Origin of the sequence: Undibacterium sp. MH2W, assembly GCF_049340215.1 — a bacterium.
In the GTDB taxonomy this organism is placed as follows: domain Bacteria; phylum Pseudomonadota; class Gammaproteobacteria; order Burkholderiales; family Burkholderiaceae_D; genus Undibacterium.
The window spans coordinates 492042-517433 of record NZ_JBMPPA010000004.1 but is presented as its reverse complement, the minus strand read 5'-3'; the positions used below and the strand labels follow the sequence as shown (position 1 = coordinate 517433).

The 25392-nt window shown below is 48.4% G+C and carries 21 protein-coding genes and 2 riboswitches; of the genes, 12 read left to right on the top strand and 9 right to left on the bottom strand.

Features of this window, described 5'->3' with window-relative positions; all coding sequences use genetic code 11:
• The first annotated feature begins 82 nt into the window (after nucleotides 1-82).
• Nucleotides 83-204: riboswitch (glycine riboswitch) on the top strand.
• A 10-nt stretch (nucleotides 205-214) separates the two neighbouring features.
• Nucleotides 215-346: riboswitch (glycine riboswitch) on the top strand.
• Between the two features lie 74 nt (nucleotides 347-420).
• The 3 genes from gcvT (at nucleotide 421) to gcvP (ending at nucleotide 4993) form a co-directional block, all read left to right on the top strand.
• The gene (gene gcvT / locus ACO0K2_RS12895; RefSeq protein ID WP_423019415.1) at nucleotides 421-1548 is read left to right on the top strand and encodes a glycine cleavage system aminomethyltransferase GcvT; all 1128 of its coding nucleotides are present in this window, start codon (nucleotides 421-423) and stop codon (nucleotides 1546-1548) included.
• A 94-nt stretch (nucleotides 1549-1642) separates the two neighbouring features.
• Nucleotides 1643-2020, top strand: a complete 378-nt coding sequence (gene gcvH / locus ACO0K2_RS12890) for a glycine cleavage system protein GcvH (RefSeq protein WP_423019369.1) — start codon at nucleotides 1643-1645, stop codon at nucleotides 2018-2020.
• Nucleotides 2021-2104: 84 nt separating this feature from the next.
• Complete coding sequence (gcvP, locus tag ACO0K2_RS12885) at nucleotides 2105-4993, top strand: aminomethyl-transferring glycine dehydrogenase (protein WP_423019367.1); 2889 nt, start codon at nucleotides 2105-2107, stop codon at nucleotides 4991-4993.
• A 217-nt stretch (nucleotides 4994-5210) separates the two neighbouring features.
• On the opposite strand, the gene ACO0K2_RS12880 is transcribed toward gcvP, so the two are convergent.
• The 3 genes from ACO0K2_RS12880 to ACO0K2_RS12870 are packed head-to-tail and all read right to left on the bottom strand — an operon-like array spanning nucleotide 5211 to nucleotide 7399.
• On the bottom strand, nucleotides 5211-6182 hold the full coding sequence (locus tag ACO0K2_RS12880; RefSeq protein ID WP_423019365.1) for a diguanylate cyclase: 972 nt from the start codon (nucleotides 6180-6182) through the stop codon (nucleotides 5211-5213).
• Nucleotides 6183-6227: 45 nt separating this feature from the next.
• On the bottom strand, nucleotides 6228-7082 hold the full coding sequence (locus ACO0K2_RS12875; RefSeq protein ID WP_423019363.1) for an HDOD domain-containing protein: 855 nt from the start codon (nucleotides 7080-7082) through the stop codon (nucleotides 6228-6230).
• Nucleotides 7079-7399 carry a hypothetical protein gene (locus ACO0K2_RS12870; protein ID WP_423019361.1) on the bottom strand — a complete coding sequence of 107 codons (321 nt, stop codon included), beginning with the start codon at nucleotides 7397-7399 and terminating at the stop codon, nucleotides 7079-7081. Before ACO0K2_RS12870 ends, ACO0K2_RS12875 begins: the two co-directional genes overlap by 4 nt.
• Before the next feature lie 280 nt (nucleotides 7400-7679).
• Here ACO0K2_RS12870 and ACO0K2_RS12865 point away from each other — a divergent pair, with 280 nt between their 5' ends.
• On the top strand, nucleotides 7680-8315 hold the full coding sequence (locus ACO0K2_RS12865) for a DUF1345 domain-containing protein (RefSeq protein WP_423019359.1): 636 nt from the start codon (nucleotides 7680-7682) through the stop codon (nucleotides 8313-8315).
• A gap of 83 nt (nucleotides 8316-8398) precedes the next feature.
• Here ACO0K2_RS12865 and ACO0K2_RS12860 read toward each other — a convergent pair whose 3' ends face one another.
• Complete coding sequence (locus tag ACO0K2_RS12860; protein WP_423019357.1) at nucleotides 8399-10165, bottom strand: M14 family metallopeptidase; 1767 nt, start codon at nucleotides 10163-10165, stop codon at nucleotides 8399-8401.
• A gap of 93 nt (nucleotides 10166-10258) precedes the next feature.
• A complete protein-coding gene (locus tag ACO0K2_RS12855; protein WP_423019355.1) occupies nucleotides 10259-11581 on the bottom strand; it encodes a TRZ/ATZ family hydrolase in 1323 nt (440 codons plus the stop codon).
• Between the two features lie 123 nt (nucleotides 11582-11704).
• Between ACO0K2_RS12855 and ACO0K2_RS12850 the strand changes: the two genes are divergently transcribed.
• On the top strand, nucleotides 11705-12400 hold the full coding sequence (locus tag ACO0K2_RS12850; protein WP_423019353.1) for a fumarylacetoacetate hydrolase family protein: 696 nt from the start codon (nucleotides 11705-11707) through the stop codon (nucleotides 12398-12400).
• A 92-nt stretch (nucleotides 12401-12492) separates the two neighbouring features.
• On the top strand, nucleotides 12493-13149 hold the full coding sequence (maiA, locus tag ACO0K2_RS12845) for a maleylacetoacetate isomerase (protein ID WP_423019351.1): 657 nt from the start codon (nucleotides 12493-12495) through the stop codon (nucleotides 13147-13149).
• A 73-nt stretch (nucleotides 13150-13222) separates the two neighbouring features.
• On the opposite strand, the gene ACO0K2_RS12840 is transcribed toward maiA, so the two are convergent.
• Nucleotides 13223-13858, bottom strand: a complete 636-nt coding sequence (locus tag ACO0K2_RS12840) for a hypothetical protein (protein ID WP_423019349.1) — start codon at nucleotides 13856-13858, stop codon at nucleotides 13223-13225.
• Between the two features lie 365 nt (nucleotides 13859-14223).
• On the opposite strand from ACO0K2_RS12840, the gene pnuC reads away from it, so the two are divergent.
• Both pnuC and ACO0K2_RS12830 read left to right on the top strand, forming a co-directional pair.
• Nucleotides 14224-14814, top strand: a complete 591-nt coding sequence (pnuC, locus tag ACO0K2_RS12835) for a nicotinamide riboside transporter PnuC (protein ID WP_423019347.1) — start codon at nucleotides 14224-14226, stop codon at nucleotides 14812-14814.
• A complete protein-coding gene (locus ACO0K2_RS12830) occupies nucleotides 14802-15359 on the top strand; it encodes an AAA family ATPase (protein WP_423019345.1) in 558 nt (185 codons plus the stop codon). The genes pnuC and ACO0K2_RS12830 overlap by 13 nt, the downstream gene beginning before the upstream one ends.
• A gap of 37 nt (nucleotides 15360-15396) precedes the next feature.
• Here the strand turns inward: ACO0K2_RS12830 and ACO0K2_RS12825 are convergent, their stop codons facing one another.
• On the bottom strand, nucleotides 15397-16716 hold the full coding sequence (locus ACO0K2_RS12825) for a diguanylate cyclase domain-containing protein (RefSeq protein ID WP_423019343.1): 1320 nt from the start codon (nucleotides 16714-16716) through the stop codon (nucleotides 15397-15399).
• A 231-nt stretch (nucleotides 16717-16947) separates the two neighbouring features.
• Nucleotides 16948-19884 (bottom strand): RNA polymerase sigma factor RpoD, encoded by a 2937-nt coding sequence (rpoD, locus tag ACO0K2_RS12820; RefSeq protein WP_423019341.1) that lies wholly within the window; start codon nucleotides 19882-19884, stop codon nucleotides 16948-16950.
• A gap of 598 nt (nucleotides 19885-20482) precedes the next feature.
• Between rpoD and ACO0K2_RS12815 the strand changes: the two genes are divergently transcribed.
• Both ACO0K2_RS12815 and ACO0K2_RS12810 read left to right on the top strand, forming a co-directional pair.
• Nucleotides 20483-21217 (top strand): c-type cytochrome, encoded by a 735-nt coding sequence (locus ACO0K2_RS12815; protein ID WP_423019339.1) that lies wholly within the window; start codon nucleotides 20483-20485, stop codon nucleotides 21215-21217.
• Nucleotides 21218-21277: 60 nt separating this feature from the next.
• Nucleotides 21278-22603 (top strand): c-type cytochrome, encoded by a 1326-nt coding sequence (locus ACO0K2_RS12810; protein ID WP_423019337.1) that lies wholly within the window; start codon nucleotides 21278-21280, stop codon nucleotides 22601-22603.
• A gap of 70 nt (nucleotides 22604-22673) precedes the next feature.
• On the opposite strand, the gene pstS is transcribed toward ACO0K2_RS12810, so the two are convergent.
• A complete protein-coding gene (gene pstS, locus ACO0K2_RS12805; RefSeq protein ID WP_423019335.1) occupies nucleotides 22674-23678 on the bottom strand; it encodes a phosphate ABC transporter substrate-binding protein PstS in 1005 nt (334 codons plus the stop codon).
• A 218-nt stretch (nucleotides 23679-23896) separates the two neighbouring features.
• On the opposite strand from pstS, the gene ACO0K2_RS12800 reads away from it, so the two are divergent.
• Together ACO0K2_RS12800 and ACO0K2_RS12795 are read left to right on the top strand one after the other, a co-directional pair.
• Nucleotides 23897-24379, top strand: coding sequence for a hypothetical protein (locus ACO0K2_RS12800; RefSeq protein ID WP_423019333.1), 483 nt, complete (start codon nucleotides 23897-23899; stop codon nucleotides 24377-24379).
• A 219-nt stretch (nucleotides 24380-24598) separates the two neighbouring features.
• Entirely contained in the window at nucleotides 24599-25363 is a 765-nt protein-coding gene (locus tag ACO0K2_RS12795; protein WP_423019331.1) for a GNAT family N-acetyltransferase, read from the top strand.
• Nucleotides 25364-25392: the final 29 nt, after the last annotated feature.

Sequence of the window (25392 nt, the reverse complement as noted above, 5' to 3'; positions counted from 1 at the left end):
GGGGCTGCTGATGGGCTGCTTTTGGTAATTATTTGAATTTGAATATATCCAAGCTCATTCAAGCCTTATATAATCCTCGTACTTGATCGGGAGAGCACATTATTGAAACGAATCTCAAGGTTTTTGAAGAGATTGTGCAGTAGCTGATGTCGCCGAAGGGGCTAATACCCAAAAACTCTCAGGCAAAAGGACCGGTCAACGGGGTGTTCATGACGCCCCACACTCTGGAGAGTGGTAGCAGCACAATCGCTGAACTACCCACCGAAGGTGCGCACGAGATGGTAACGTCAGTAATAGTCTGACGTTGTTCTCGTAATCTCTCAGGTACCAGGACAGAGGGGTATGCGATTTTCGCATGCGATGGACATCGTCCGTCAGCGTGTGTTTGTTCGTCCCTTCTATTTTGGTAATGAGGTTCACATGACGCAAGCGACACCACTCAAGGCAACCCCTCTCAATGCAGCCCATCGTGCGGCTGGCGCAAAAATGGTCGATTTTGGCGGATGGGATATGCCAGTCAACTACGGTTCCCAAATCGAAGAACACCATGCGGTGCGCACAGATTGCGGTATGTTTGACGTTTCCCACATGTGCGTGGTCGACTTGCATGGCGACAACGTTCGTGGTTTTTTACGTGGCCTCGTGGCGAATAATGTCGACAAACTGCAAGTGCCTGGTAAAGCATTGTATTCGTGCATGCTCACACCAGAAGGTACTGTCATCGACGATCTGATCATCTACTTCTTCAGTGAAAACTGGTTCCGCCTTGTTGTTAATGCAGGTACGGCAGAAAAAGACGTGGCATGGATGAATGCCCGTAACGCGGAAACAAATAGTGGTCTCACAATTACCCAGCGCCGCGACGGTGCAAACGCTTTCGCACTCGTTGCTGTTCAAGGTCCTCATGCACGAGCAAAAGCATGGGAAGTATTGCCAGAAACAAAAGCAGCTAGTGCAGAAATCAAACCATTTAACGCCGTGATCGTTGCCGATACTTCTTTCGGTGAAGTCATGGTGGCGCGCACTGGCTACACAGGGGAAGATGGCTTTGAAATCGCGGTCGCTGCTGATCGCGTCACAGAATTATGGAATGCGTTAGCTGCAGCTGGCGTGAAACCAGCGGGTCTTGGTGCTCGCGACACACTGCGTCTCGAAGCGGGGATGAATCTGTATGGTCAGGACATGGACGAAACAGTGAATCCGCTCGACGCCGGTCTCGCTTGGACCATCGATCTGGTGAGTGAACGTGATTTCGTTGGTAAAAAAGCATTGCAAGAGCAGGGTCAGAAAGCGCAATTTTTGGGCTTAATCTTGCGTGAAAAAGGCGGTATCCTGCGTGCACATCAGAAGATTATGACAGCGCATGGCGAAGGTGAAATCACAAGTGGCACTTTCAGTCCAAGTATGCAGCAGGCGATTGCACTGGCACGTTTGCCGATGGGTGTAGCAATCGGTGATACGGTGCATGTCGTTATCCGTGACAAACAATTAGCGGCGACTGTGGTCAAGCTGCCATTCGTTCGTCAAGGTAAAGTATTGGTTGCTTAATTTCTACAGGATGCGAATCCCAAGGATATAAAACGGAATTCGCATCCACCCACGAAAAAAATTTATTACATCATCTTATTATTTGGAGTCCACCATGAATGTCCCAGCAGATTTGAAATACACATCCTCCCACGAATGGGTACGCGTAGAAGCCGACGGCACGTTAACCGTTGGTATTACTGAGTTTGCACAAGATGCCTTAGGCGACATCGTTTTTGTTGATTTGCCAAAAGTAGGTGCTGCATTAACTGCTGGTAAAGATTGCGCAGTGGTGGAATCTGTGAAAGCAGCTGGCGATATTTACGCGCCTGTATCAGGTGAAGTAGTTGCTGTTAACGAAACATTGGGCGATGCACCAGAATCGATTAACGCGGATGCGTTTGCTGCATGGTTGTTCAAGCTCAAACCAGCAAACATCGCCGACGTTGATGGCTTGATGAATGCTGAAGCTTACGCAAAAAATATTGGTTAATCTGCGCTGAACGTTGCACTGGCGGCGTGTCCGTCAGTGTGCTGTTGCATGCTGCTTTCCCCATCTTCTCTGTCTGCCCAAATCATGACCCGTCCTTCTTTACACCAACTGGAAGCGCACGACGCTTTCATCGCCCGCCACATTGCGCCATCTGATGCTGAACAGGCAAAGATGCTGGAAGTCCTTGGCTATGCAACCCGCAAAGCATTAATTGATGCGATTGTTCCTGAGAATATCCGTCGTCACGATGTCTTGCCACTCGCCAGTTTTACTGAACCGAAAACAGAGCAAGCTGCGTTGGCACAGCTCAAAGAATTAGCAGGAAAAAATCGTGTTCTGAAATCGTTTATTGGTCAGGGTTACTACAACACGTTCACTCCTGGCGTTGTTCTGCGTAACGTATTTGAAAACCCAGCGTGGTACACCGCCTATACGCCTTACCAGCCAGAAATCTCTCAAGGTCGTTTGGAAGCGATTTTGAACTTCCAGACCATGATTACTGATCTGACTGGTATGGATATCGCCAATGCGTCTATGCTTGACGAAGGAACTGCAGCCGCTGAGGCGATGACGCTGTTGCAACGTGTCGGCAAATCGAATTCCAATGTTTTCTACGTTGCCGCCGATATTCTCCCGCAAACACGTGAAGTTATCGCTACCCGCGCTAAACCGCTGGGCATCGAAGTTCGCACTTGCCACGGTACCGATGCCTTAGAGAACGAGTGTTTTGGCGTATTGCTGCAATACCCAAGTGTCGATGGTGAAATCCGTGATTACCGTGAATACGCCGCTGCGATCCACGCTAAAGGCGGTATGGTCATTGCTGCTGCAGATTTGTTGGCTTTGACGCTCATCACGCCACCAGGCGAGTGGGGCGCGGATGTCGTTGTTGGTAATAGTCAGCGTTTCGGTGTACCACTTGGATTTGGTGGTCCACACGCAGGCTACATGTCCACACGGGATGCTTTCAAACGTAGTATGCCAGGCCGTCTGGTTGGTGTGACGATCGATGCACAAGGCAAGCAGGCATATCGTTTGGCGCTTCAAACACGTGAGCAGCATATTCGCCGTGAAAAAGCGACGTCCAATATCTGTACAGCACAAGTTTTATTGGCGGTCATTGCATCGATGTATGCGGTGTACCATGGTCCAAAAGGCTTGCGTCAAATTGCGCAGCGCGTTCAGCGCTTTACCGGCATCCTCGCATCTGGTCTGAAAGACATTGGACTGACCATCGCTAACAGCACTTACTTTGACACACTGACAGTCAATGTTGCTGACGCATCCGCGGTTCATGCCGCTGCTGTCGCAAAAGGCTATAACTTACGTCAAATCAGTGCGACACAAGTCGGCGTTTCTTTGGATGAAACAGTGAGCCGTGAAGACGTGAGCAACCTGTGGGCGATCTTTGCACTTGGTCAATCCACACCCGATTTCAATACCATCGAAGCTGCCGTCAGCAACGCCGTGGATGCGATTCCGTCCGCATTGGTTCGTACTAGCGAATTCTTGACTCATCCAACATTCAATCGCTACCACGCAGAGCACGAAATGCTGCGCTACTTGCGTAGTTTGTCCGATAAAGATTTGGCGCTGGACCGCAGCATGATTCCGCTCGGCTCTTGCACCATGAAATTGAACGCAACGAGCGAAATGATTCCAGTGACATGGCCAGAATTCTCCAACATCCATCCATTCGCACCGAATGACCAAACGGTTGGTTACCGCGAAATGATTGATCAATTGGAAGCCATGTTGTGCGCAGCGACAGGCTATGCAGCAGTGTCGTTGCAACCGAATGCGGGTTCACAAGGTGAGTATGCTGGTTTGCTGGTGATTCAGGCTTACCACGCTTCACGTGGCGAAGCACATCGTAATATCTGCCTCATCCCATCTTCTGCGCATGGTACCAATCCAGCGTCAGCAGCGATGGTCGGTATGGAAGTCGTTGTGGTTGCTTGCGATGAACGCGGCAACGTTGACTTGGTTGATCTGCAAGCCAAAGCAGAAAAACATAGCGCGAATCTGGCTGCAGTGATGGTGACTTACCCATCGACACACGGTGTGTTTGAAGAAGGTATCCAGCAATTGTGCGAGATCGTCCATAGCCATGGTGGTCAGGTCTATGTCGATGGCGCTAACATGAACGCATTGGTGGGCGTTGCAGCACCGGGTCATTTTGGTGGTGACGTCAGTCATTTGAACTTGCACAAAACATTCTGTATCCCTCACGGTGGTGGTGGACCAGGTGTAGGTCCTGTGGCAGTTGGCGCACATTTGGCTAAATTCTTGCCGAATCAAAAATCGACTGGCTATCTCCGCAGTGAAGACGGTATTTCTGCAGTGAGTGCTGCGCCATTTGGCTCCGCAAGCATTCTGCCGATTTCTTGGATGTATATTGCGATGATGGGCGCTGAAGGCTTGAAAGCAGCGACAGAGACAGCGATTTTGGCAGCTAACTACATCGCCAAACGTCTCGCACCACATTATCCAGTCTTGTATGCAGGCCATGATGGGCTTGTTGCACATGAATGCATTCTGGATCTGCGTCCACTGACTGATGCCACTGGCATCAGCAATGAAGACGTCGCTAAGCGTTTGATCGACTTCGGTTTCCATGCGCCGACGATGAGCTTCCCAGTGCCTGGTACATTGATGATTGAGCCGACAGAAAGTGAATCACTGGCCGAACTCGATCGCTTTATCGATGCAATGATTGCTATCCGTGAAGAAATCGCGAAAGTCGCGAGTGGTGAGTTTGATCCAAAAGACAACCCGCTCAAACATGCGCCACACACGATTGAAACACTGATTTCTGGTGAATGGACGCGTTCTTACAGCCGTGAAACAGGTGCTTACCCAGTCGCTACATTGCGTCATCAAAAATACTGGGCGCCAGTTGGCCGTGCAGATAACGTTTATGGTGACCGTAATCTGTTCTGCTCTTGCGTTCCTTTGTCAGACTATCAGTAAGCGGTTTGCTCACACCCTTGAACTGACTGATTCTGTATTTTTATCAGTCAGCTTAATGTGCGAAATAGACTGAACGCATGAAAAAAGCGTAACACCGAAAGGTTGTTACGCTTTTTTTGTTTCAGATCAGTTTAAATAAACGCAGAAGAGATCGACCTCTCATTACTGATGCAATATGGATGATGATCGGAATGACAATGGCATCAGCAGAAGTTGATTAGGACGCCACTTGATTACGTCCTGCGTTTTTCGCTTTGTACAAGGCCATATCTGCTGCATTAATCAATTGGCCGCTATCTTGACCGATTTCTAGGCAGGCAACGCCAAATGATCCAGTGATGTGCGGCATGGCTTTACGATTATCTGGAAAAACGCTGGTCTTGGCGAGCTTTGAACACAAACGTTGTGCAACACCCGTCGCCGCTTTGAGCGACGTGCCAGGTAAAATGACCATCATCTCTTCACCACCGTAGCGGGCTGCAAAATCGGTGGGGCGCAAGCCAGCATTCAAGACCTTTGCCGCCGTTTGTAGGGCATCATCACCAAGAAGATGGCCGAATTCATCATTAAAGCGTTTGAAGTGATCCAGATCGACCATGATGATGCTGAGTGGATTGCCGGTGGCGTGGGCATTTTCTACCAAACCTGGTAATTGTGCATTCAGCCAAGCGCGGTTATGTAATCCAGTCAGGCCGTCCACCATCGATAACTGCCGATAAAATTCCCCGACCTTTTGGCGACTTCGAATCTGCGCGTTGGCAGCGCGAATCCTGAACGACAACAGTTGCAATAAGTTGCGTGCCACACCGTTCAGTTCATCAATGAGCCGCCACAATATTTCTGCTTCGATCACGAGCAATGCGCTGTCAGATAAAGCGCAGATCGTTGCTGAGTGAATTTCTTCATCTAACACTGAAATTTCACCAACACACTCTCCCGGTAGATACTGGGTAATGGCGTTTTCGATGTGGTTATTATCTTCATTCAGTTTCGTGACGCCCAGTGCCCCACTTAAGACGATAAACAAGCGCGAGCCGGAACTATTGGCGTCAAGCACCACTTGGCCTTTCGCCGCTTTGACGATAGGGCAGTGTTTGATGATTTCGCGACCTAACAGGAGGTTTTCTTCGTCAACGTCACGAAATAAGTGGATGTCTTCAAGATGATAATGCGTATCCTTGAAATACATCAGTTGTTCCAAAATTGTTTTATCCAAGTACATGATAACGTCTGTTCAAATGAGGATTTGGTTCAATGCTTCGAATCGCATTTCTGTTTCTTTGAAAATCGCCAAGTAATCCGCTTCCTTGAGTCCGAGCGTATCCCACGCCTGCTGAGATAAGGCCGGAACGAGTTCGTCGTCATTGTTAGCGAGATCTAACGCGTGCACGATTGCATTGGCAACGTGAACGACCGGTGCGAGGGCGTGAATGCCCTTGATGTCCGGATCATGATGACCTTTGATCGCCTCTTTCACTGCATCCGCGAAATGCCATTGCTGCGCCAGAGCAAGCCCTGCATCAATATGGTCAATGTGGAGGACGTGGCGTTCCGCTGCGATTAATTCGCAGTCATTCATGTGCCTGTAACTGAGTACCTCTGTATATTCTTCTGAATAATAAGTCACCAGCACTAGGCGACCTATATCGTGTAACAAGCCCGCCGTGAATGCAAAATCGTGCTTCATATGAAGTGCGCGTGAAATGAGCTCGGCGCAATTTGCCGTCGCGATACTATGACGCCAGAATCCACGGAAGTTGAATGCGGCGCATTCCGGGTGAGGGAATCGGTCAACCATAATGCTCATGCGGATCAGATTTTTAATATTCTGAACCCCAAGCATTGCCGCCGCTTGTTGTATGGTCACGACGTGCGAGTTGTGACCAAAATGCGACGAGTTTGCCAGCCTTAACAGTTTTGCAGTAAGCGCATGATCCATAGCGATTTTTTCGCTGATGGATTCTAGGCTGCTGTCTTCGTTGTCAAGTTCGTACAACAGTTCTTGAGCAACTTCAGGTAAGGTTGGTAAATCCTTAATATGCCTGACGATCGCATCAAGGCGTGATCGGATATCATCATCAGTGCTCATTGCAACTGCTCCTCGCGATAATGAACCAGATACTGTTTGAGCGTTTTCGCGGGTTCTTGATTTTCTTGCGTTCGAAATAATCGTTCGACTCGTGCTAATTTTTCTTGCTGTTCTTTTTTGACTTCGAGTGCATCAGCATCGTCCATTTGAACGCACAGCTGAAGGATATGATGGTGTCCGATTGATTGAAGCATGGACGCTGTGAGTTGAGTGCCTGCTGGAAGCAGAATGTGGCCGACTTTATCCAAGAGATCCTCAGCGAGCATCATCCCCTCGGTCACGTTAGCCAGTGGCAGGTAATGGCTATGTTTGCTCATACCTATTTACTCCAGTCTCGGTCATCAATGGGGTCACTTTACGCTTAAAGAAAGGAAAGTGATCGTTGATGACAACAGTGTACATCATTGATTCAAGGCAGCTTCTTTAATGAACATATAATAGCAAATCCTATTATATAAATCGCAAAAATGAAAAAATATGCTTCGACAATAGCGTGATCTGCGTATCTTCTGCATCAGTTAACCTCGGTAGAAATCACTTTTCATGTAATTTATTTAATCCTTTTTGACGATAACGATGCCCTCTACAAAAAATTTTATGCTTCACCGTCCGCGTCTTGTTTCCGCCTTTGTGCTGGCCTGCATTTGCTTGTTCTTTTTGCCAGAAACATGGCTATGGACGACCCGTGCTCTGTTTGCGTGGGATATCGCGGTGTGGGGTTATTTGGTGCTGATGGGGTGGTTGATGGTGCGGGCGAACAAGCATCGCGTTAAAGCGATGGCCATTCGCGAGGATCGTAGTGCAGTGACGGTGTTAGTGCTGATTTCGTTGTCCGCGATGATTAGTATCGGCGCGATTATTGTTGAGTTATCCGGCACCAAGGATTTGTCGTCCGATGTTCGCGCTTTTAAATACCTTTTTACAGGAATGACGGTGTTGGGATCGTGGTTTTTAGTTGCCGTGGTATTTTGTTTTCACTACGCGTTATTGTTTTATCGCTCCCCTGAATCGCAACGGGCACTGCAGTTTCCGGACGGGGAGCAAATGCCCGATTTCTGGGATTTTTTATATTTTTCATTTACCATCGCCGTCGCCGCGCAGACCTCGGATGTGGCTGTGATGTCGCGTAGCGCACGCAAAACGGTATTGGCGCAATCGGTTCTGAGTTTTTTCTTTAATGTGGCGGTACTCGGGTTTTCAATTAATATCGCCGCTAGCTTAGTTGGGAACTAAAAAAAACCACGTCAGTGATGCTGAACGTGGCCTTGGTGGAGCGCGTCGATCTTACCGATATCTCATGGTTTGTATCGCGATGTTTACTTTGGACCGATATTGGTTCGATAGATCGGATATTGTTGGTATTCCTGATCCCAGGAGCTATGCCTTCTGGCGAAAAATTCAAGACGCGCTTCCGGACTGGCGGCAAATGCCTTGTCCTCTTTTACTTTTCTCTCAAAGAGCTGTTTGAGTGCTGGATCTGCCGCTAGTTGTTCTCGCGCAACATCTTCAGCGACATAGGCCTCCATGTACTCTTTTTTCTCAAAATTGTTGTTAAAAAATCCCCAGCTTACCAAGGAATCAGGTGAGTCTGGTTCGAATAGTGCGGCTACCATTGCCGATTTAGGCTGCGCGATAGGAATAAATAGCGCACCCTTACCGAAAGAATGGTGACTGGAGATCCAGTCGCCTTGAAGGTTCAGCGGCTGATGGCTTTCGTTCGATGTCGGTGAAATGACGGCGCTACGTGTTTTAAATTGCTCTACGTCGATGTCACTCAACGGCATGGTCAATGCTTCAAATTGAATGCCGTGTACCCGAAGTTTTTCGAGAATAAGATGTGCATACGCTGCTGGTACCAGATAGCCGCCTTGAGGAAGCTTGACGGTTTTATCTGGAACCATCTCATTGCGTAGTTTTACCTTCCAAATCTGAGGGGTCGTTTCGTCATATCGGGTCATCAATGCGCCAGAGATGTCTGAAGGTTTTCGTGTATAGGCATACCCATGAAAATCGATCATGGTAAATTGATCGGTGGTCTTGTAGGTCAGAGGAATTGTTTGGCCAGCCAGATTCACTGACCGCATATCTGCCTCTAGTGCCTGTTTGCGCCACTCAGCGCCGTGTTGCGCCATTTGGTCTAACACCGAAATAATGGTATTTCGCGTAATTTTCACGCGTGTTGCGTAGTTTTTCCATGAGTGGGTTTCCACCAGAATGCCAAAGCGATTTCGTAACTGGAAATAACCGTGTGACAAGCGTGGTGAGGGCACGCGGTCGACAAAACCCGACATCGGATCGTCTATTTTGTCGAACTCCATGTAAAAGGGAAGGGGCATGGAGCCCTGCGCACTGAGATCTGACAGGATGTTTTGCTGGAAGAGCTTACCTGATTGTTGGAGTACCGTATCGCCTGCCTGAGAGGGTTGAATCTGCACGGAGATATCGTGCTCAAATTTCGCCCCGTCCGTCACGTGGAGATCAACAGTGACCAAGGGGTCCCACTGATTAATGAGGCGCAACATGGCCTGCATTTCGGGTGTATCTGCTTTCAGATAATCGCGATTTAAATTGAAGTTTTGCGCGGTTGTGCGCCAGCCCATCGCTTCCGGACCACGTTGATTGGGGCGGTTCCACTTGGCGAATCGTTCATGTCCATCAACGTTGAATACCGGTACAAATAACAGCACTTGGTTATCTAGCGCATTTTTTGCAGCAGTGTTATCCAGCGCTTCTCTTAAAGCGAGAAAGCCAGCGTCTTTTCCATCGATTTCACCAGCGTGAATTCCACCCTGTATCAAGGTGACAGGAACTTGTTTATCTTTGGCTAAATAGGGGACAAAAATGTTGGTGCGCGTGGCAATTAGTGCCATCATTGGGCGACCTTCGGCGGTGCGACCGAATTCTTGGCAGCGCACAAACTTGGGATAGTTTTTTTGAAAATTACGGCAAAGTGTTTCAACTTCCTCGTAACGCCCAGTTTGTTGGTACCCAGTTTGTTCTGCGATGGTCGATAGTTTTTCGACTGACAGAACAGGACTACTGAAGAATGCAAAGGCAAGATAGATAGAAAGACGTTTTATCATTTTTGCGAGTGTAAGAGGTGATTCGGATAGAGCCTAGAAAACGAACCAGCCATCTTACACTATGCATTGCGCATCAGATCACTCGGATGGTTTCTAATGTGTAACTTGATTTGCAATACGTTCTTGCCACCAGTGCGCCTTATCGAGTTGCTCTTCTTCGTCGATGTGGGTGAGCCCGTGGTTGAACATCAGGCAATGACCGTGGACCCACACGTGACTAATTTGGTTTCTACTTGCCGCGTACACGATTTGTGACACAGGATCAAATAAAGGCTGCGTTTCGATAGCGCTTAGGTCAATGGCAATGATATCTGCCAACTTACCTGGCAGAAGACTGCCTATCTCTTTGTCCATCCCCAGCGCTTTTGCACCAGAGAGCGTCGCCATCTTAAGTGCAGCGTGCGCATCCAGCGCCGTCGGATTGTTTGATTGGGCTTTTGCGAGTAGGGCAGCCATCCGCAGATCGCCCAACAAATCAAGTTTGTTATTGCTCGCTGCACCATCTGTACCGATGCCGACGTTGACACCTGCAATCTGCATCGCATGAATCGGCGCAAAACCTGACGCGAGTTTGAGGTTGCTCGCAGGGTTGTGCGCGATATGCACTCCCGTCTGCGCTAACATGACTATCTCTTCCTCGTTGGCATGCACCATATGCGCGGCAATTAACCGGTCGCTTAGTAGTCCTAGGTGATGTAAGCGTTTCAGCGGTCTCACGCCATATTGTTTCAAACTGTCGTTGACCTCTTGGGCTGTTTCGTGGATGTGGCAATGAATGCCCATCTCATGTTGTTCAGAAAGCGCAATAATTTTGTGGAAGGTGTCGTCGGACACTGTGTACGGGGCGTGAGGGGCGAGTCTGAATGAGACGCCTGTTTGATGATTAAATTCGTTTTTTGCCTCGATCGCTTTACTCAGGTATTCGTCCGCGTTTTGTGCATAACCGGTTGGAAATTCCAGCACGCTACAGCCCACAATCGTTCGCATTCCTGTATGTAGTCCGGCGCGAGCAACGGCGTCGTGATGGAAATACATGTCGTTGACGGTCGTCGTTCCGCCGCGTAGCATCTCTGCCATCGCATACACCGTGCCATCGAAAACAAACGCATCACTGACATGTTTTTTCTCTGCAGGCCAAATATGGTCGTTTAACCAGTCCATCAATGCTAAGTCATCCGCCAAACCACGTAACAGGCTCATGGCAGAATGTGCGTGAAGGTTGACAAAACCAGGTAGCAGCGCATGTTTGTCGAGCAAAATATGGTTTGCATCAGGATAGCCCTGCCTCGCCTCGGATTCTGGCAGAATAGCGATGATTTTTTCGTCTTGCATGACCAATGAATGGCCGCGAAGCACCGTTGCGGCGGGTTCGATGGGAATGATGTAGGCAGGATGAAGGCAGGTTATTTGTGTCATAGCAGTCCTCAAGGTGAGGCTTTCATTATAGCCGTCTTGAGGAAATGCGTTATATTTCAGCGAAGACGGCGTTCAACGGCGATAGCGCTACACTGGTACTGTATTTTCATTTTAGGAGACCTCATGGAACTGACTTTTGCTGCCCCATCAACGCCGGTAATTCCGGTCACTGGTTCAACCGCCTTATTTCCGGTTCACCGTATTTATTGTGTTGGACGAAATTACGCCGAGCATTCGATTGAAATGGGCGGTACAGGGCGTGAGGCACCTTTCTTCTTCATGAAGCCCGCTGATGCCGTGGTACCAGTGGCAGCCGGCGAGGTCGGGCACATGCCGTACCCAACAAAAACAAGTAATTTGCACCACGAGGTTGAACTGGTCGTTGCGATTGGTAAAGGTGGTGCCGCTATTCCTGTCGAGAAAGCACATCAACATATCTGGGGTTATGCCGTTGGATTGGACATGACTCGCCGTGATTTGCAGGCACAATCTAAGCAACAAGGTCGTCCATGGTGTACATCAAAGGGCTTTGATTTGTCCGCACCGATCGGGCCGATTTTGCCTGCTGCCGCAGCGTCTGATGTTGAGACAGCAGCGATCAGGCTAACGGTCAATGGTGTTGTTCGTCAGGAGAGTCAGCTCAATAAAATGACGTGGAATGTCAATGAAATTATTGCTGAGCTATCGCAGTTTTATACACTCCAACCTGGTGATCTGATTTTTACCGGAACCCCTGAAGGTGTTGGTGCTGTTGTCGCAGGCGATACCTTGGAAGCCAACATTGAGGGTATTGGGCAATTGACATTGAAGATCACCTGACTGAAGATCACCTGACCATTCGTGAGACCGACACGCTCGCTGTCGGTCAACGCAGCTTTAGATACAGGCACCGAAAGTAAAAAGGATAAAAAATGAAACTGTATAGCTATTTCAGAAGTTCCGCGTCTTACCGGGTTCGGATTGCGCTTAATTTAAAGGGGCTCGATTACGAGCAAGCCGCGATTCATTTGGTGAAGAACGGCGGTGAGCAATTGTCAGAAGCGTTCAAAACACTCAATCCTGAGGCACTTGTTCCGGCATTTGTTGATCAACATGGTGGTGAAGAGCATGTATTGACGCAGTCAATGGCGATTATTGAGTACCTCGATGAAGTCTATCCGCAGCATCCCTTGTTGCCCGCCGATCCCGTATCTCGTGCCCACATCCGCGCATTTGCGCTCTCAATTGCGTGTGAAGTACATCCGGTGAATAACTTGAGGATTCTCAAATATCTCACGAAGACACTGGGTGTCACAGAAGATCAAAAGAACGCATGGTATCGGCATTGGTGCGAAACCGGCTTGCTCGTCCTTGAGCAGAAGTTACAATCGCTCGGGCAACAGTGGAAGTATTGTTTTGGAGATGAACCGGGATTTGCTGATTGTTTCCTGATTCCACAGATCGCCAATGCGCAACGTTTTCAGTGTGATTTGTCGGCGATGCCACGCCTCATGCAGATTAACCAGCATTGCCTTGCGCATCCTGCCTTTATCAAAGCAATGCCAGCAAATCAGCCAGACGCAGAATAAACGTTGAACCTCATTGGTTTAACGTCTTTCTGTGCTGGCTTTTCTGTGATGTATCAGCGAGTTCGAGCCTGATTTAGTTCGGTAAGCCCGGATTGTGGTCAGGCTCAGCTAATGTGTCCTGAAGGACAGAAATTAACAACGATCGTGTTAATTTTGATTTGGTTGTGTAGCCATTAATCGCCAGTTGGTGGCTGACTAATTCTTCAGGGGCGTAGCCGGGTTGACCCGTGCGTAGCACAATGCGCAGTGCGGATTTGCCTAATTCATCGCGGATAACCGACACCAATTTGAGCCCCGCGTCGACGGTTTCCATCACCACATCCAATAAAATCAACGATAGATCAGGATGCTGGACGATGATTGCTTTTGCCTCTTTTGCTGAGTAGGCATGCAAAAATTCGAGTGGCCGACCGTGAATACGTACGCCGCTCAACGCTAGCAACGTTGTTTCATGGACGTTGGCATCGTCATCAGTGATGAGAATTTTCCAAGGGTGTAATTGTGACTTTTGCGGGACATTTTGACTGTCCTCTTCGAGGAAATCAATCATGTCATCCGCGTTAGAGGACGATGAGCCATCCTCCGGCGCGAAGTAATTGCAAAACATCGGGCTTGTCGAATTGAAGTGCGTTCTCAACATAGTTTTACCATTTGTAGCAACAAAGTTGCCTTTATCTAAGCAGAGCGTTTTACTGTGTTCGTAGTCCATCAGTCTTCTCCCTCTTGCTTTCGGTTGCCGTAGAGCCACTTTTTATCTTATTTTAAGACTATAGCTTAATCAAGATGTAAATCTGATGTTTTATTTGAAAAGTGATATTGAAACTAATTCTAACCGTATTTTTAACTCTTGTCGTAGCGCACATAAATAATTTGCAATTGTTTAACTTTTATTGTTTTATTCGAACCGCAAAGTATCTTTTGTCTGCACCTAAAAAGGGGAGGGAGTGATTGCGCGTTGGCGGTAAAACGTGTGTTTGAGAGGAAATAAATACGTAACCGCGCATTTTTGCAGCAAAACATGACACCTCAGTGTCTTTCGCCGATAATGCGGGCATTCAAATAATACGGATAAGTATGAACGACGCGATTGTGCTGTTAGGAATGACAACCAGCTTGTTAGAGTTGATTTCGTTTTTGTTGGCGGTGATGACCGTCGCCTTGACGATCCGTCAGGTTCACTGGGGGTGGTTATTTTCAATCCTCTCATCCGGGCTCTACGCTGCCGTATTTTTCGATGCGAAGCTCTACGGTGATATGGGCTTGCAAGTCATGTTTATTCTCCTGTCCTTCTGGGGGTGGTGGCAGTGGTGGCGCGGCGATGGTGAAGGGGAGCAATTGCATGTGACGTCGCTGACGCGGGCTCAGCAATTATTCGCTGTGCTGGCGTGGGCGGCATTGTTCGCGGTCTTGGTGTTTTTTCTTAAGGCGTATACAGATACCGATGTGCCCTACGCAGATGGGTTTTTAACGGCGGGGAGTTTGGTCGGACAGTTTTTACTCTCTAGAAAAAAGATTGAAAATTGGCTTGTCTGGATTCTGGTTGACGTGTTGTATGTTGGCTTATACGTGTATAAAAACCTGCACTTAACGGCATTGTTATATGCGGTGTTCGTCATCATGGCCATCATGGGCTTACGTTCTTGGAGTAAATCATGTCAGCAGTAACGTCTACATCGTCCGTTAAACAAGTACAAAAAATCGCCATACTAGGAGCGGAATCGTCCGGAAAGTCGGCGCTGGCAGAAGCGTTGGCAAGTTTTTATCACACAGTGTGGGTGCCTGAGTATTTGCGCGAGTTCGTTGAAGTGCAGGGACGGGTGCCCAAGGCAGAAGAGCAATTATTGATCGCAAAGACACAAATTCAGCGTGAAGACGAGGCGTTGCCGAGAGCGAGTGGCTGGCTATTTTGTGATACGACGCCGTTAATGACTGAGATTTATAGCGATTATTACTTTGACGGTGGCGAGTCAGCCTTGATTGGACTAGCATCGTCGCACGCATCTCGCTATGCGTTTACGCTCGTGACGGCACCTGATTTTCCTTGGGAAGCGGACGGACTCCAACGCGAATCACCTGCTGTCCGACAAGCCATTCACCAGTGTTTACTGGATGTTTTGGAGGAGCGTGAAATCCCGCATATGCTCATTGAAGGGAGTCTTCAAGAGCGGGTGAATCAGGTCGATTTTGCGCTGTCTTTTTTGACGCAATAAAAAGGCGTCTGGCATCGAAGTGCTTCTTCCCAAAAAATTACGCGTAGATCACGCTAATGTGCTGTGTTTTTGGTTTGTCTTCGTACATTCGGCGATCGGCAATCGTTAACAGTTGCGTCTGCGTCAAGCCGTCTTCTGGAAAGATCGCAGACCCGAAGCTCGCGCTGGCGTGGTAAGGGGTATGGTCAAATACCATCGTGTCTTGGAGTGACTTGATTAACTTCTCTTTGACGACGTCAATATGTTGCCGATCACTCGCTTGTTCAATAATGACCGTGAATTCGTCTCCGCCAGTGCGTGCAATGGTATCCGTATCTCGCAATACCTGACTAAATCGGTTGCTGACTTCTTTTAACAATGCATCACCTACCTGATGACCATAGGTGTCATTGACATGCTTAAAGTCATTTAAATCGATGACGATGAGGGCAAATCCCGTGTGATTTCTCTTGGCGCGGGAAACGACCTGGTCAAAACGATCGTTAAACAAGCGACGATTTGGCAGTCCCGTTAATTCGTCATGGGTGGCAAGGTGAATAATTAAGTCCATCCGGTTCTCTAGTAGGACCAAAATCATGCTGGCGGCAGCGAGAAATTTAGGTAAGTTCCAGACGCCGGATTCTACATGGCTGAAGGCCGCTTGCGCGTAGATGCTCATCAGTTCAGCAACAGGGAAGACGAGACCCCACAGCACAAAACTCAACGCGACAAACATGACGCCCATGGAGAGTTTTGGCGCTTGTCTTATAAAAAAATAGGCTACCGCGAGATAGCTCCAGCACAATTGCCAGATACTCGCCATTTCGAAGCCAAACCATTGGATCGTGGCATATAAAATAATCTGTGCAGTGAGAACCAAACCGATGGAGAGTTTTCGATGCCACTGTTGGTCGCCAGCATTGTCTGCCATCGCAAGCCACATGGAACTGAAGGCGGCGATCACCGCGAAAAGATAGGTGAGTTGGGAGAGAGATTGATTGGGTGCGAGCCCGGCAACCGTTGCCAATGAAGAAAAGATGACATTGGAAATGCCCGATAAGATCATGGGCCATTTGATCTGTGAAAATGGTGCTGTTTTTTGACCTTGATAATACGCTGCGAGAATGAAGAACTGACTCGCCAAAATAAGCGATCCAGCGGTGAGCACATCGTAGACGGTGCTACCAGAGAATAACAAGAAAAAGGCCGAGTGGACGAGGATAAGCAACCAGCCGGTGCGCCAGAATCTCAGTGAAATCTCTTGTTTTTTTCCGATGAGCGCAAATGAAATGCCGAGCAAAATGCTGTAGGAAAAAAACTCAGGAAGGCCATAGAGGTTGAAAGTCAGCAAGTTCGTTTCTCCTGAAATACCATTCACGATGAGAGTCCAGCCATATTTGTGCGATTGCTCTTAAAACAAAGCGACGTGGATACGCGATGAATCAGAAAGACTCTGGTGACAGAAATCTCTATCAACATTAAATTAGCATGAACTATGCCACGTAGTCCACCAATCTACATTATGGTGGTGATGCTTACATAAAATCATGGTATAAAAAAAGCCACTCGGACAAGGTGTCGGAGTGGCTGATGTGGATTTTTACGGTATTTATTGGCTTTCCATGAGGCTCTTGAGATGGTCTGCCTTGCCTGGGTGGCGTAACTTCTTCATCGCTTTTGCCTCAATCTGACGAATACGCTCACGAGTGACTTCAAATTGTTTACCAACTTCTTCGAGGGTGAATTCGCTCGTTGTCTCAAGACCAAATCGCATCCGCAATACTTTCGCTTCGCGTGGGCTCAGTGAATCGAGCGCTTCTTTCAATTTTTCCTGTACTGACGCCTGCATTGCTGCGGCCATTGGCGACATGGTCATACTATCTTCAATGAAATCGCCTAACTGGGAGTCGCCATCGTCGCCAATAGGCACGTCCAAAGAAACGGGCTCTTTTGCGATTTTAAGGATCTCACGGACTTTGACTTCTGGAAGACCCATTTTTTCAGCGATCGCCGCTGGTTCCGGTTCGAGCCCAGTTGCCTGCAGTAATTGGCGACGGACACGATTCATTTTATTAATCGTCTCAATCATGTGTACTGGTACGCGGATCGTACGCGCCTGATCGGCGATGGCACGTGCGATTGCTTGACGGATCCACCACGTTGCATAGGTAGAGAACTTATAGCCGCGGCGATATTCAAATTTATCGACGGCCTTGAGCAAACCAATATTACCTTCTTGGATCAGATCCAAGAACTGCAGACCACGATTGACGTATTTCTTTGCAATCGAAATAACAAGACGTAAGTTGGCCTCTGTCATTGCACGTTTTGCCTCACTGGAGCGTTTTTCACCAGCGATCATCTGTTTATTGATGTCTCGCAGGGCGCTCAAAGGCAATTCAACTCGCTGTTCCAGTTGAATAAATTTTTGCTGTAACTCACGTGCAGCGTGGATGTGGCGAGACAGCACCGCACCGTAACTTTGCGTCGACTGCATTTCATGCTCAAGCCAAGTTGGATTTGTGGCATGGGTACGCAGCATGTCGATAAAGTAGTTTCTTGGCATGCCACATTTATTGACCAGCAATTCCATCATCTGCTTCTCAGACTGACGCAATTCCTTCATCTGTTTGCGCAATGTATCGCACAATTTTTCAGCTGTTTTGACAGTGAAACGCATTCCTTGCAACTCGGCAGAAATCGCTTGCTGCGCCTTGGTGTAAGCCAGTGACTGGTAGCCATCTGTTTCACGCGCGGATTGCATCTTTTCAAAGTTTTTGCTGACGATCGCTAATTTTTGTAAGCAGACGGTTTTCAACTGCATTAATTGCTCGTCGCTGATGCCGCCAACGCTATCGGCAACGACGTCGTCGTCTTCGTCGTCTTCTTCGTCGCTATCATTGAGCGTTAATGCGACGGCATCGCTTTCTTCGGTGCTGATGAGACCGTCAACGATATCGTCGATCCGGACTTCATCTTTGGCGATTTTGTCGGCAATAACGAGAATTTCTTTGATGGTACCTGGGCAGGCGGAAATCGCTTGCACCATGTCTTTTAAGCCATCTTCGATACGTTTCGCGATTTCGATTTCGCCGCTACGAGTGAGAAGCTCGACGCCACCCATTTCACGCATGTACATCCGGACTGGATCTGTCGTGCGACCGAAATCAGAATCAACCGTCGCCAGTGCTGCAGCGGCAACCGATTCTGCTTCGTCATCACTAACGGCTGTGGCGACATTATCAGTCAACAGCATCATTGCGGCATCAGGGGCACGGTCATACACCGCAATACCCATATCATTGAGCGTGCTAATGACATCCTGGATGGTTTCTTGATCCACCAGTTCTTCAGGCAAATGATCGTTAATTTCAGCGTGAGTCAGATAGGTGCGGTCTTTACCCAAGCGAATTAACTTGGTCAATTGCTTACGGTATTGCTCAAGTTGTTCTTCGTTGGTCGCAGTCGAGCCAGGTTTTTTCGCTTTCGCGCGTGCAGCACGTTTTAATTCAGCGGTTTCAGCTGCATTGAGTGCCTGAATTTCATCATTTTCGAATTGAAATTCAGACGGCTTGCGACCGCGTTTCGCCGGTTCTTTACTGCCTTGCAACAGGTAACCTGACGTGTCGATCTCGTTGATGTTCGGTGTTGCCGTCGCTGGCGCAACATTTTTCATCGTACTACTGATCGGCGTGCTGACTTCTTTATTTACTGCCGATGTTGACGCTGCGTTGATCACTGCCGGGGTAACGCTGGAAACGTCAGCACCAAAAGCAGCAGTGATTGTCGATGCTCTGGCGGCAATGCTTGGCGGTGTCACTGGAGCACTGGTGCTTGCTCGCAGCGCAATGGATGGAGCAACGGATGGCGCGATGGGCTTGAGCGTCGTCACCGGTGCTGCTGGCGCAAATTTGCCAGAACCGATGCGTGCCTCACGTTTTACCGTGCTTGGCACTGCTTTTGCTGGCTGTTGGTCCGACAATAAGAGCTTTTTCGCCATTTTAGGCGCCGTTTTACGGATAACGGCCGCGCGCGGTTTGGCGATGTCTGCGCCAGAAAGTGTCTGTAACCCAGCGCGTAAATCTGCGCGTATCTCTACTTTTACTTCGGGCTTGATTGTCGGTGCGGGTTGCTCGGTCGATGTGTTCTCGACTGGCTCCTCCGTCAGTGCTGGCGGCGTCACGGCATCGCCAGAGACGCTGCTTGCATCGACGACATCTGGCGTCATTTCAGCGGTCGGATCAAAAGGCATAGAACTCATTGCCTCGATATCTTCCGCCGTGAGTGCTTTTGCGGGTGCAATGATTGCTTCAGCAACGACAGGCTGCATCCGTGAACGACGTTTCAACATCACCGTGATGGGTGCTGTGGGTTGACCACCCTCAGGTGATTCTGCTTGCGCAGAGGCCGTCACGGTATCAGCCTGAGGCTGAGCAGAGGCGCTTGCTGCGGCAGGGCGATTCAACTGGAGGGTTTTTTTACCTAAAGTGAGCGTGGAACCTGATTTGGGAATAGCAATAGTTGAGTCAGTTAAGCTGTTTTTCATGTAACAAAATCGTATGCGACAACAAAGGCTTGTCAATAGTATATGGCGATGGCAATGGCGATAGGCTGTTGACGATCATATTTTCTGATCAACTGCCGACACGGACGAAAAAGCCCGCTGATAAAAGCGGGCCACGCTGACGAGGGCGATTCATTCGTCTTGCTCAAACTAGATCTCGGAAAGAGACGCGAGGGCAGAATTATCCTCGCGTTAGCACTTCTTGACAAGGATTGTCTGCATTTCGAGCAAAGAATTTGGATGTCTTTTCGATGATGGTGCTGTTTCCACCGTTTGAAGTGATGACGATGACCGATTTTCTGGTTTTTTGCCTCTTTTTGTTGCAAATCGTTTGTTCATTTAAATCATTTATCTTTTTTAATCGTACGCTTCGTTTATCCGTTAGATGGGTACATGATCACTTGCTTTGTCGTTCGTTTGTAGCCTCAGATTGCTTTCCTTGATTTTTAGTATTGATCAGCGAGCGTTGTGGTGCGTCTATTTTGTCGTTAATTTGATGAATAGATAACAAAAATGCGCGTCACGTTATTTTGATCAGCGTTACTCTATGGTTTTCCAGTCGATCGCGGATTAAATAAGGATGAATGTCGTGAAACTGTTGATGCACTCTTTTGTAACGCGCCTCATCATCGTCAGCGCGCTCCTGGTTGGAGTGGCCCCTGAAACCCTAGGGCAAACGGTGCCGGACACGCTTGCCCAGCGACTCAAAGCGTGCACTTCATGTCACGGTGCCCAAGGTCGCGCTAGTACGGATGGCTATTATCCGCGGATTGCTGGTAAGCCTCAGGGCTATCTTCTGAATCAGCTCAAGAATTTCCGTGAAGGCAGACGCACATTTCCGATGATGAATTACATGGTGGGTCATCTCGGTGATGATTATCTGATTGAGATTTCTCGCTATTTTGCGGATCTTCACCCGCCCTACGCCGCGCCGCAACGACTTGATCTGGCGCCAGAACTATTGGAGCGGGGCCGTCTTTTGGTGTTGAATGGGGATGAACAGCGGCGTATACCAGCTTGCATCCACTGTCATGGCAAGCAAATGACAGGACTCGCTCCTTTTATTCCTGGCATTGCTGGTTTGCCGCGGGACTATCTCATCGCGCAGCTCGGTGCGTGGCAAACGGGAAGTCGACATGCGGCATCGCCCGATTGCATGCAAACGATCTCGCGACAACTGAGTCCGCAGGATGTGAGCGCCGTCTCCGGGTGGCTATCACAGCAAGTAATCCCAGACCAAGGAATTGCACCACAGATGCCAGCGGATGCGGTACCGCATTTGCCTTTACATTGCGGAAGTGTTCCTGGAAGTTAAGCCGCAACAACACGGGAGTGGAAAAGAGATGACAACAACACCGAACAGGGCTGGTGGGCAATGAAACGAATCATTCGACAGTGTTTTATCGCAGTGGGAATTCTTGTGGCAATTGGCGCGTGGTACGTGTTCCAATTTGGTTACCTAGTCTCTGATATGTCAGCGCTGCACTCGCCTAGTGGGAATAAGCAGATTCCACAGGTCGATTTGATTAACCGAGGTGCGTATTTAATACGGGTGGCGAATTGTGGCGGTTGTCACACGGCGTTAGGTGGCGCTCCGTTTGCAGGCGGTCGGATTATTCCAACACAATTTGGCCAGTTCGTTGCTCCCAACATCACGCCTGATGTGCAAACAGGCATTGGCTCTTGGACGGCCGATGACTTTTGGCGGGCGCTGCACTTTGGTCAATCGCCAGACGGACGCTTATTGTATCCAGCGTTTCCTTATCCTAGTTACACGCTCGTGTCTCGTGAAGATGCTGATGCGATGTTTGCTTACCTTCAACATTTGCCAGCAATTCATCAGCCATCTGCGCCCCACCAGCTCAAGTTTCCCTATTATCTACGCCCATTGCTATCCATATGGCGTGCCCTTTTTTTTAGGCCGCAAAGTTACCAACCAGACCCAGCTCAGTCGACCTTGTGGAATCGTGGAGCCTACCTTGTCAATGGACTCGGTCACTGCAGTGGCTGCCATGGAAGTCGCAATATGCTTGGCGCCACGATCAATGGTGAACAACTTCATGGCGCCGTTATGCCGGTGGTTGAATGGTACGCGCCGTCATTGGTACGGTTTGATGAGGCACATCTCGGTGCCATGAGTGAAGAACAAGCAAAAAGATTGCTGACGACGGGGATTGCTGATCAAGCCGCATTGACAGGACCAATGGCAGACGTTTTTGCCGATAGCCTTCAGTATTATTCGCAAGCAGATGTCGATGCCTTGGTTTCCTATTTGCGTAGCTTGCCCGCAACAGCGATGGCCAATATCGACCAGACGAATAATGACACTGTCCCAATGACCGTCAAGCCAGAAGTGATGGCGCGATGGATGGCCCAAGGTGAAGCACTGTATAAAACGCATTGTGCAGATTGTCATGGTACTTCGGGGCAGGGGGTGTCGAATATTTATCCCGCCCTTGCGCATAACAATGCGGTACAGATGACGAACATCGCCAATCCGATTCGTCTTATTTTGTATGGTGGATTTCCCCCAACATCCATACGCAACCCGCGACCCTATGGCATGCCGCCTTACGGTCCTGTCTTAAGCGACGATGAAGTAGCGTTGGTGTTGACGTATATTCGCCACAGTTGGGGAAATCATGGTGATGCGGTGAGTTCTGCTACCGTCAATCATTATAGGAATGCACCGGTTAATTGATGTGATAAGAGTGAAAAAAAGAGCGCCGCATCAATGATGGGCGCTCTCTTTGATTGCATCTGTTGCGATTTTACTGGAGGCTCCAATTCAACGGCTTTCCTGCAGTGTCCGTGACGGTCGTCATTTCCTTGAACACGCGAGCTTGCAGCGCATCAGGAAGTCGCACGAAGTCGACATTGTTTACAAAACGGTCGCCGTTCATGAATGCCCAAGTGAAGAACTTGAGCGTGGCTGTCGCCGTTTCGACATTTTTTGCTGCTTGTTGGGTAATGATGAATGTACCCATTGTGATCGGCCATGATTTAGGGCCGGATTTATCGGTCAACATTTCTTCGAATGTTCCTTGGGTTTTCCAGCTACTTGCCGCAAGCGCTGCAGAAAATCCTTCGGCGGAAGGCATGACGTAGCGACCATCGTGGTTTTGAATCTGTGCCACTTCTAATTTATCTTGTACAACGTAGTTGTAGTCGATATAGCTGATCGCATAGGGTGTTTTTCTGACGGCAGCAGAAATAGAACTACTTCCTTTGACTTGGGTAAATTTGCTATTCCAATTGATCGTGAAATTTTTACCGAAGGTGGTCTGCCACGTTTTACTGATTTTACTCAAGTAATCAGTGAAGTTATAAGTCGTTCCTGATCCATCCTGACGAACAAACGGCTGGATTGTTTTGCTTGGTAGCTTCACGCCTGGATTGAGTGCGGCGATGGCAGGATCGTTCCAATCTTCAATTTGGCCTGAAAAAATCTTCGCAATGACGTCACCGTTTAAATGGAGGTCGCCAGATCGGATGCCAGGCAGGTTCACGATCACGACAACGCCTGAAATGGCGGATGGAAACTGAATTAATTTGAATTTTTTCAGGTCCGCTTGTGGTAAGGCAACATCACTTGCACCAAAGTCAACGCTGCTTTCTTTGATTTTTTTGATACCCGATGATGAGCCTGATGGTTCATAACTGAGCGTATTACTGTTGGTTTTCGAGTACGCCTCACCCCAAATTCGGTACAGTGGTGCAGCGGCCGATGAGCCTGCGCCTTTCAGCTCTATGGCGTGTACCGGCAGGACAGTCATAAGCATCAGCGAAATTAGATAGTGTGAATATTTCATGGTTTTGATGATTGGAGGCAATGAATACAAAAATGTCGGCGCGATTATCGCATAGCTTCATATTCTTGCGAGCGAGCAATTTTGGTAATCTCCTTGTCATCTGAAACGGTTATCCTTAACGCTTGTTGTTTATGCACATATTGTTTATATTGTTTACATGCATTTAACCTGGAGGCTCATTTATGGCAACCGTTACCAGCAAAAAAGAAGCACCTGTAGTGAAAACAACTGCGTCAAAAACTCCTGCTGTCAAACCTGCTGCATCCAGAACGGCGCCTGTAAAGAAGGCAATCGCTAAAAAGCCGACAGCCGCGCAAGAGGTAAGTGCAACGGAAAAAACATCCGCACGCGTAACCAATGGCACGAAACCTGCTGCAAAAAAAGCAGTGGCAGCGAAAGCGGATACATTGAAAGTAGTCAATGATGCCGCTGAAAAAGGTAAAAAGGCCAAATTGGTCCGTGATAGTTTTACGATGCCAGAAGCGGAATACGCTGTGCTTGGTCAAGTGAAACGTGCTTGCCTTAAAGCGGGTGTGGAAGTGAAGAAAAGCCAGCTGTTGCGTATTGGTTTAGCTTTGTTGAACAAAACAGACGTACCAGCGTTGAAAAAACTGATCGCCGATCTTGCACCACTCAAAGCGGGTCGCCCCAAAAAAGAAAAATAAGTCACAACGATTTTTCTTGATATTTTTTTATTAAGATTTCTATCAAGAAAATGATCGCTCTTGATCCTCTGCAACCCTCAATTATCACGTGATATTGAGGGTTTGTTGTTTTTTTGATTGTCATAAAACCGACATCATTTTGTCATCTTGCTGAAGTAATAGTCATCTATTCTCTGTTCGTCGAATGAACGACATCTTGAGACATAACAAGGATGATGAATGCGATTACTCACGATACCCGCGGATGCTAATCCCAGTTTTTCTAAACTCAATCTGAGTCTGGCAACAACAGCTGAAGAAGTACGCGAAGTACAACGCCTGCGTTATAAAGTTTTTATTGAGAGCATGGGTTTGTCCGCGTTATCCAACCCAGATGGCTTAGATAAAGATGAGTTTGACGCCTACTGCGATCATCTCATTGTCCGCGACACAAAAACACTGAAAGTCGTTGGTACCTACCGTATTTTAGGACCGAACGCTGCCCGTGAAATGGGACGCTACTACTCCGAAACAGAATTCGATTTGTCCCGCTTACACAACGTGCGTCACTCCGTTGCTGAGGCAGGTCGCGCGTGCATCCATCCTGACTACCGTAGTGGTTCGGTCATTATGTTGCTGTGGGCAGGTTTGGCTGCATATATGCGTCGTGAGCGCTGCTCTCACCTGATTGGCTGTGCAAGCATTAGTTTGACAGACGGTGGACAAAACGCAGCAGCAATTTACCGTAGTTTGACGGAGAAAGATTTCTGCCCGCTGGAGTACCGTGTCACGCCACACGTTCCGTTCCCGTTGGATGAGATTGATACGAGCAATGTTGTTGCACGTATTCCACCGCTCCTGAAAGGCTACCTACGCGCTGGCGCTTGGGTATGTGGCGACCCAGCATGGGATCCTGATTTTCATAGTGCTGATTTGTTTGTGATGTTGCCATTAGCGAATCTGGATGACCGTTATGCGCGTCATTACAATACCGGAGATCAGTGATTGTGAAGTCTGCAGAGAAGTTCCTTAAT

Coding starts and splice junctions, on each gene's coding strand:
- gcvT (WP_423019415.1), top strand. CDS start 421: ATGACGCAAGCGACACCACTCAAGGCAACCCCTCTCAATGCAGCCCAT.
- gcvH (WP_423019369.1), top strand. CDS start 1,643: ATGAATGTCCCAGCAGATTTGAAATACACATCCTCCCACGAATGGGTA.
- gcvP (WP_423019367.1), top strand. CDS start 2,105: ATGACCCGTCCTTCTTTACACCAACTGGAAGCGCACGACGCTTTCATC.
- ACO0K2_RS12880 (WP_423019365.1), bottom strand. CDS start 6,182: ATGTATTTCAAGGATACGCATTATCATCTTGAAGACATCCACTTATTT.
- ACO0K2_RS12875 (WP_423019363.1), bottom strand. CDS start 7,082: ATGAGCACTGATGATGATATCCGATCACGCCTTGATGCGATCGTCAGG.
- ACO0K2_RS12870 (WP_423019361.1), bottom strand. CDS start 7,399: ATGAGCAAACATAGCCATTACCTGCCACTGGCTAACGTGACCGAGGGG.
- ACO0K2_RS12865 (WP_423019359.1), top strand. CDS start 7,680: ATGCTTCACCGTCCGCGTCTTGTTTCCGCCTTTGTGCTGGCCTGCATT.
- ACO0K2_RS12860 (WP_423019357.1), bottom strand. CDS start 10,165: ATGATAAAACGTCTTTCTATCTATCTTGCCTTTGCATTCTTCAGTAGT.
- ACO0K2_RS12855 (WP_423019355.1), bottom strand. CDS start 11,581: ATGACACAAATAACCTGCCTTCATCCTGCCTACATCATTCCCATCGAA.
- ACO0K2_RS12850 (WP_423019353.1), top strand. CDS start 11,705: ATGGAACTGACTTTTGCTGCCCCATCAACGCCGGTAATTCCGGTCACT.
- maiA (WP_423019351.1), top strand. CDS start 12,493: ATGAAACTGTATAGCTATTTCAGAAGTTCCGCGTCTTACCGGGTTCGG.
- ACO0K2_RS12840 (WP_423019349.1), bottom strand. CDS start 13,858: ATGGACTACGAACACAGTAAAACGCTCTGCTTAGATAAAGGCAACTTT.
- pnuC (WP_423019347.1), top strand. CDS start 14,224: ATGAACGACGCGATTGTGCTGTTAGGAATGACAACCAGCTTGTTAGAG.
- ACO0K2_RS12830 (WP_423019345.1), top strand. CDS start 14,802: ATGTCAGCAGTAACGTCTACATCGTCCGTTAAACAAGTACAAAAAATC.
- rpoD (WP_423019341.1), bottom strand. CDS start 19,884: ATGAAAAACAGCTTAACTGACTCAACTATTGCTATTCCCAAATCAGGT.
- ACO0K2_RS12815 (WP_423019339.1), top strand. CDS start 20,483: ATGAATGTCGTGAAACTGTTGATGCACTCTTTTGTAACGCGCCTCATC.
- ACO0K2_RS12810 (WP_423019337.1), top strand. CDS start 21,278: ATGAAACGAATCATTCGACAGTGTTTTATCGCAGTGGGAATTCTTGTG.
- pstS (WP_423019335.1), bottom strand. CDS start 23,678: ATGACTGTCCTGCCGGTACACGCCATAGAGCTGAAAGGCGCAGGCTCA.
- ACO0K2_RS12800 (WP_423019333.1), top strand. CDS start 23,897: ATGGCAACCGTTACCAGCAAAAAAGAAGCACCTGTAGTGAAAACAACT.
- ACO0K2_RS12795 (WP_423019331.1), top strand. CDS start 24,599: ATGCGATTACTCACGATACCCGCGGATGCTAATCCCAGTTTTTCTAAA.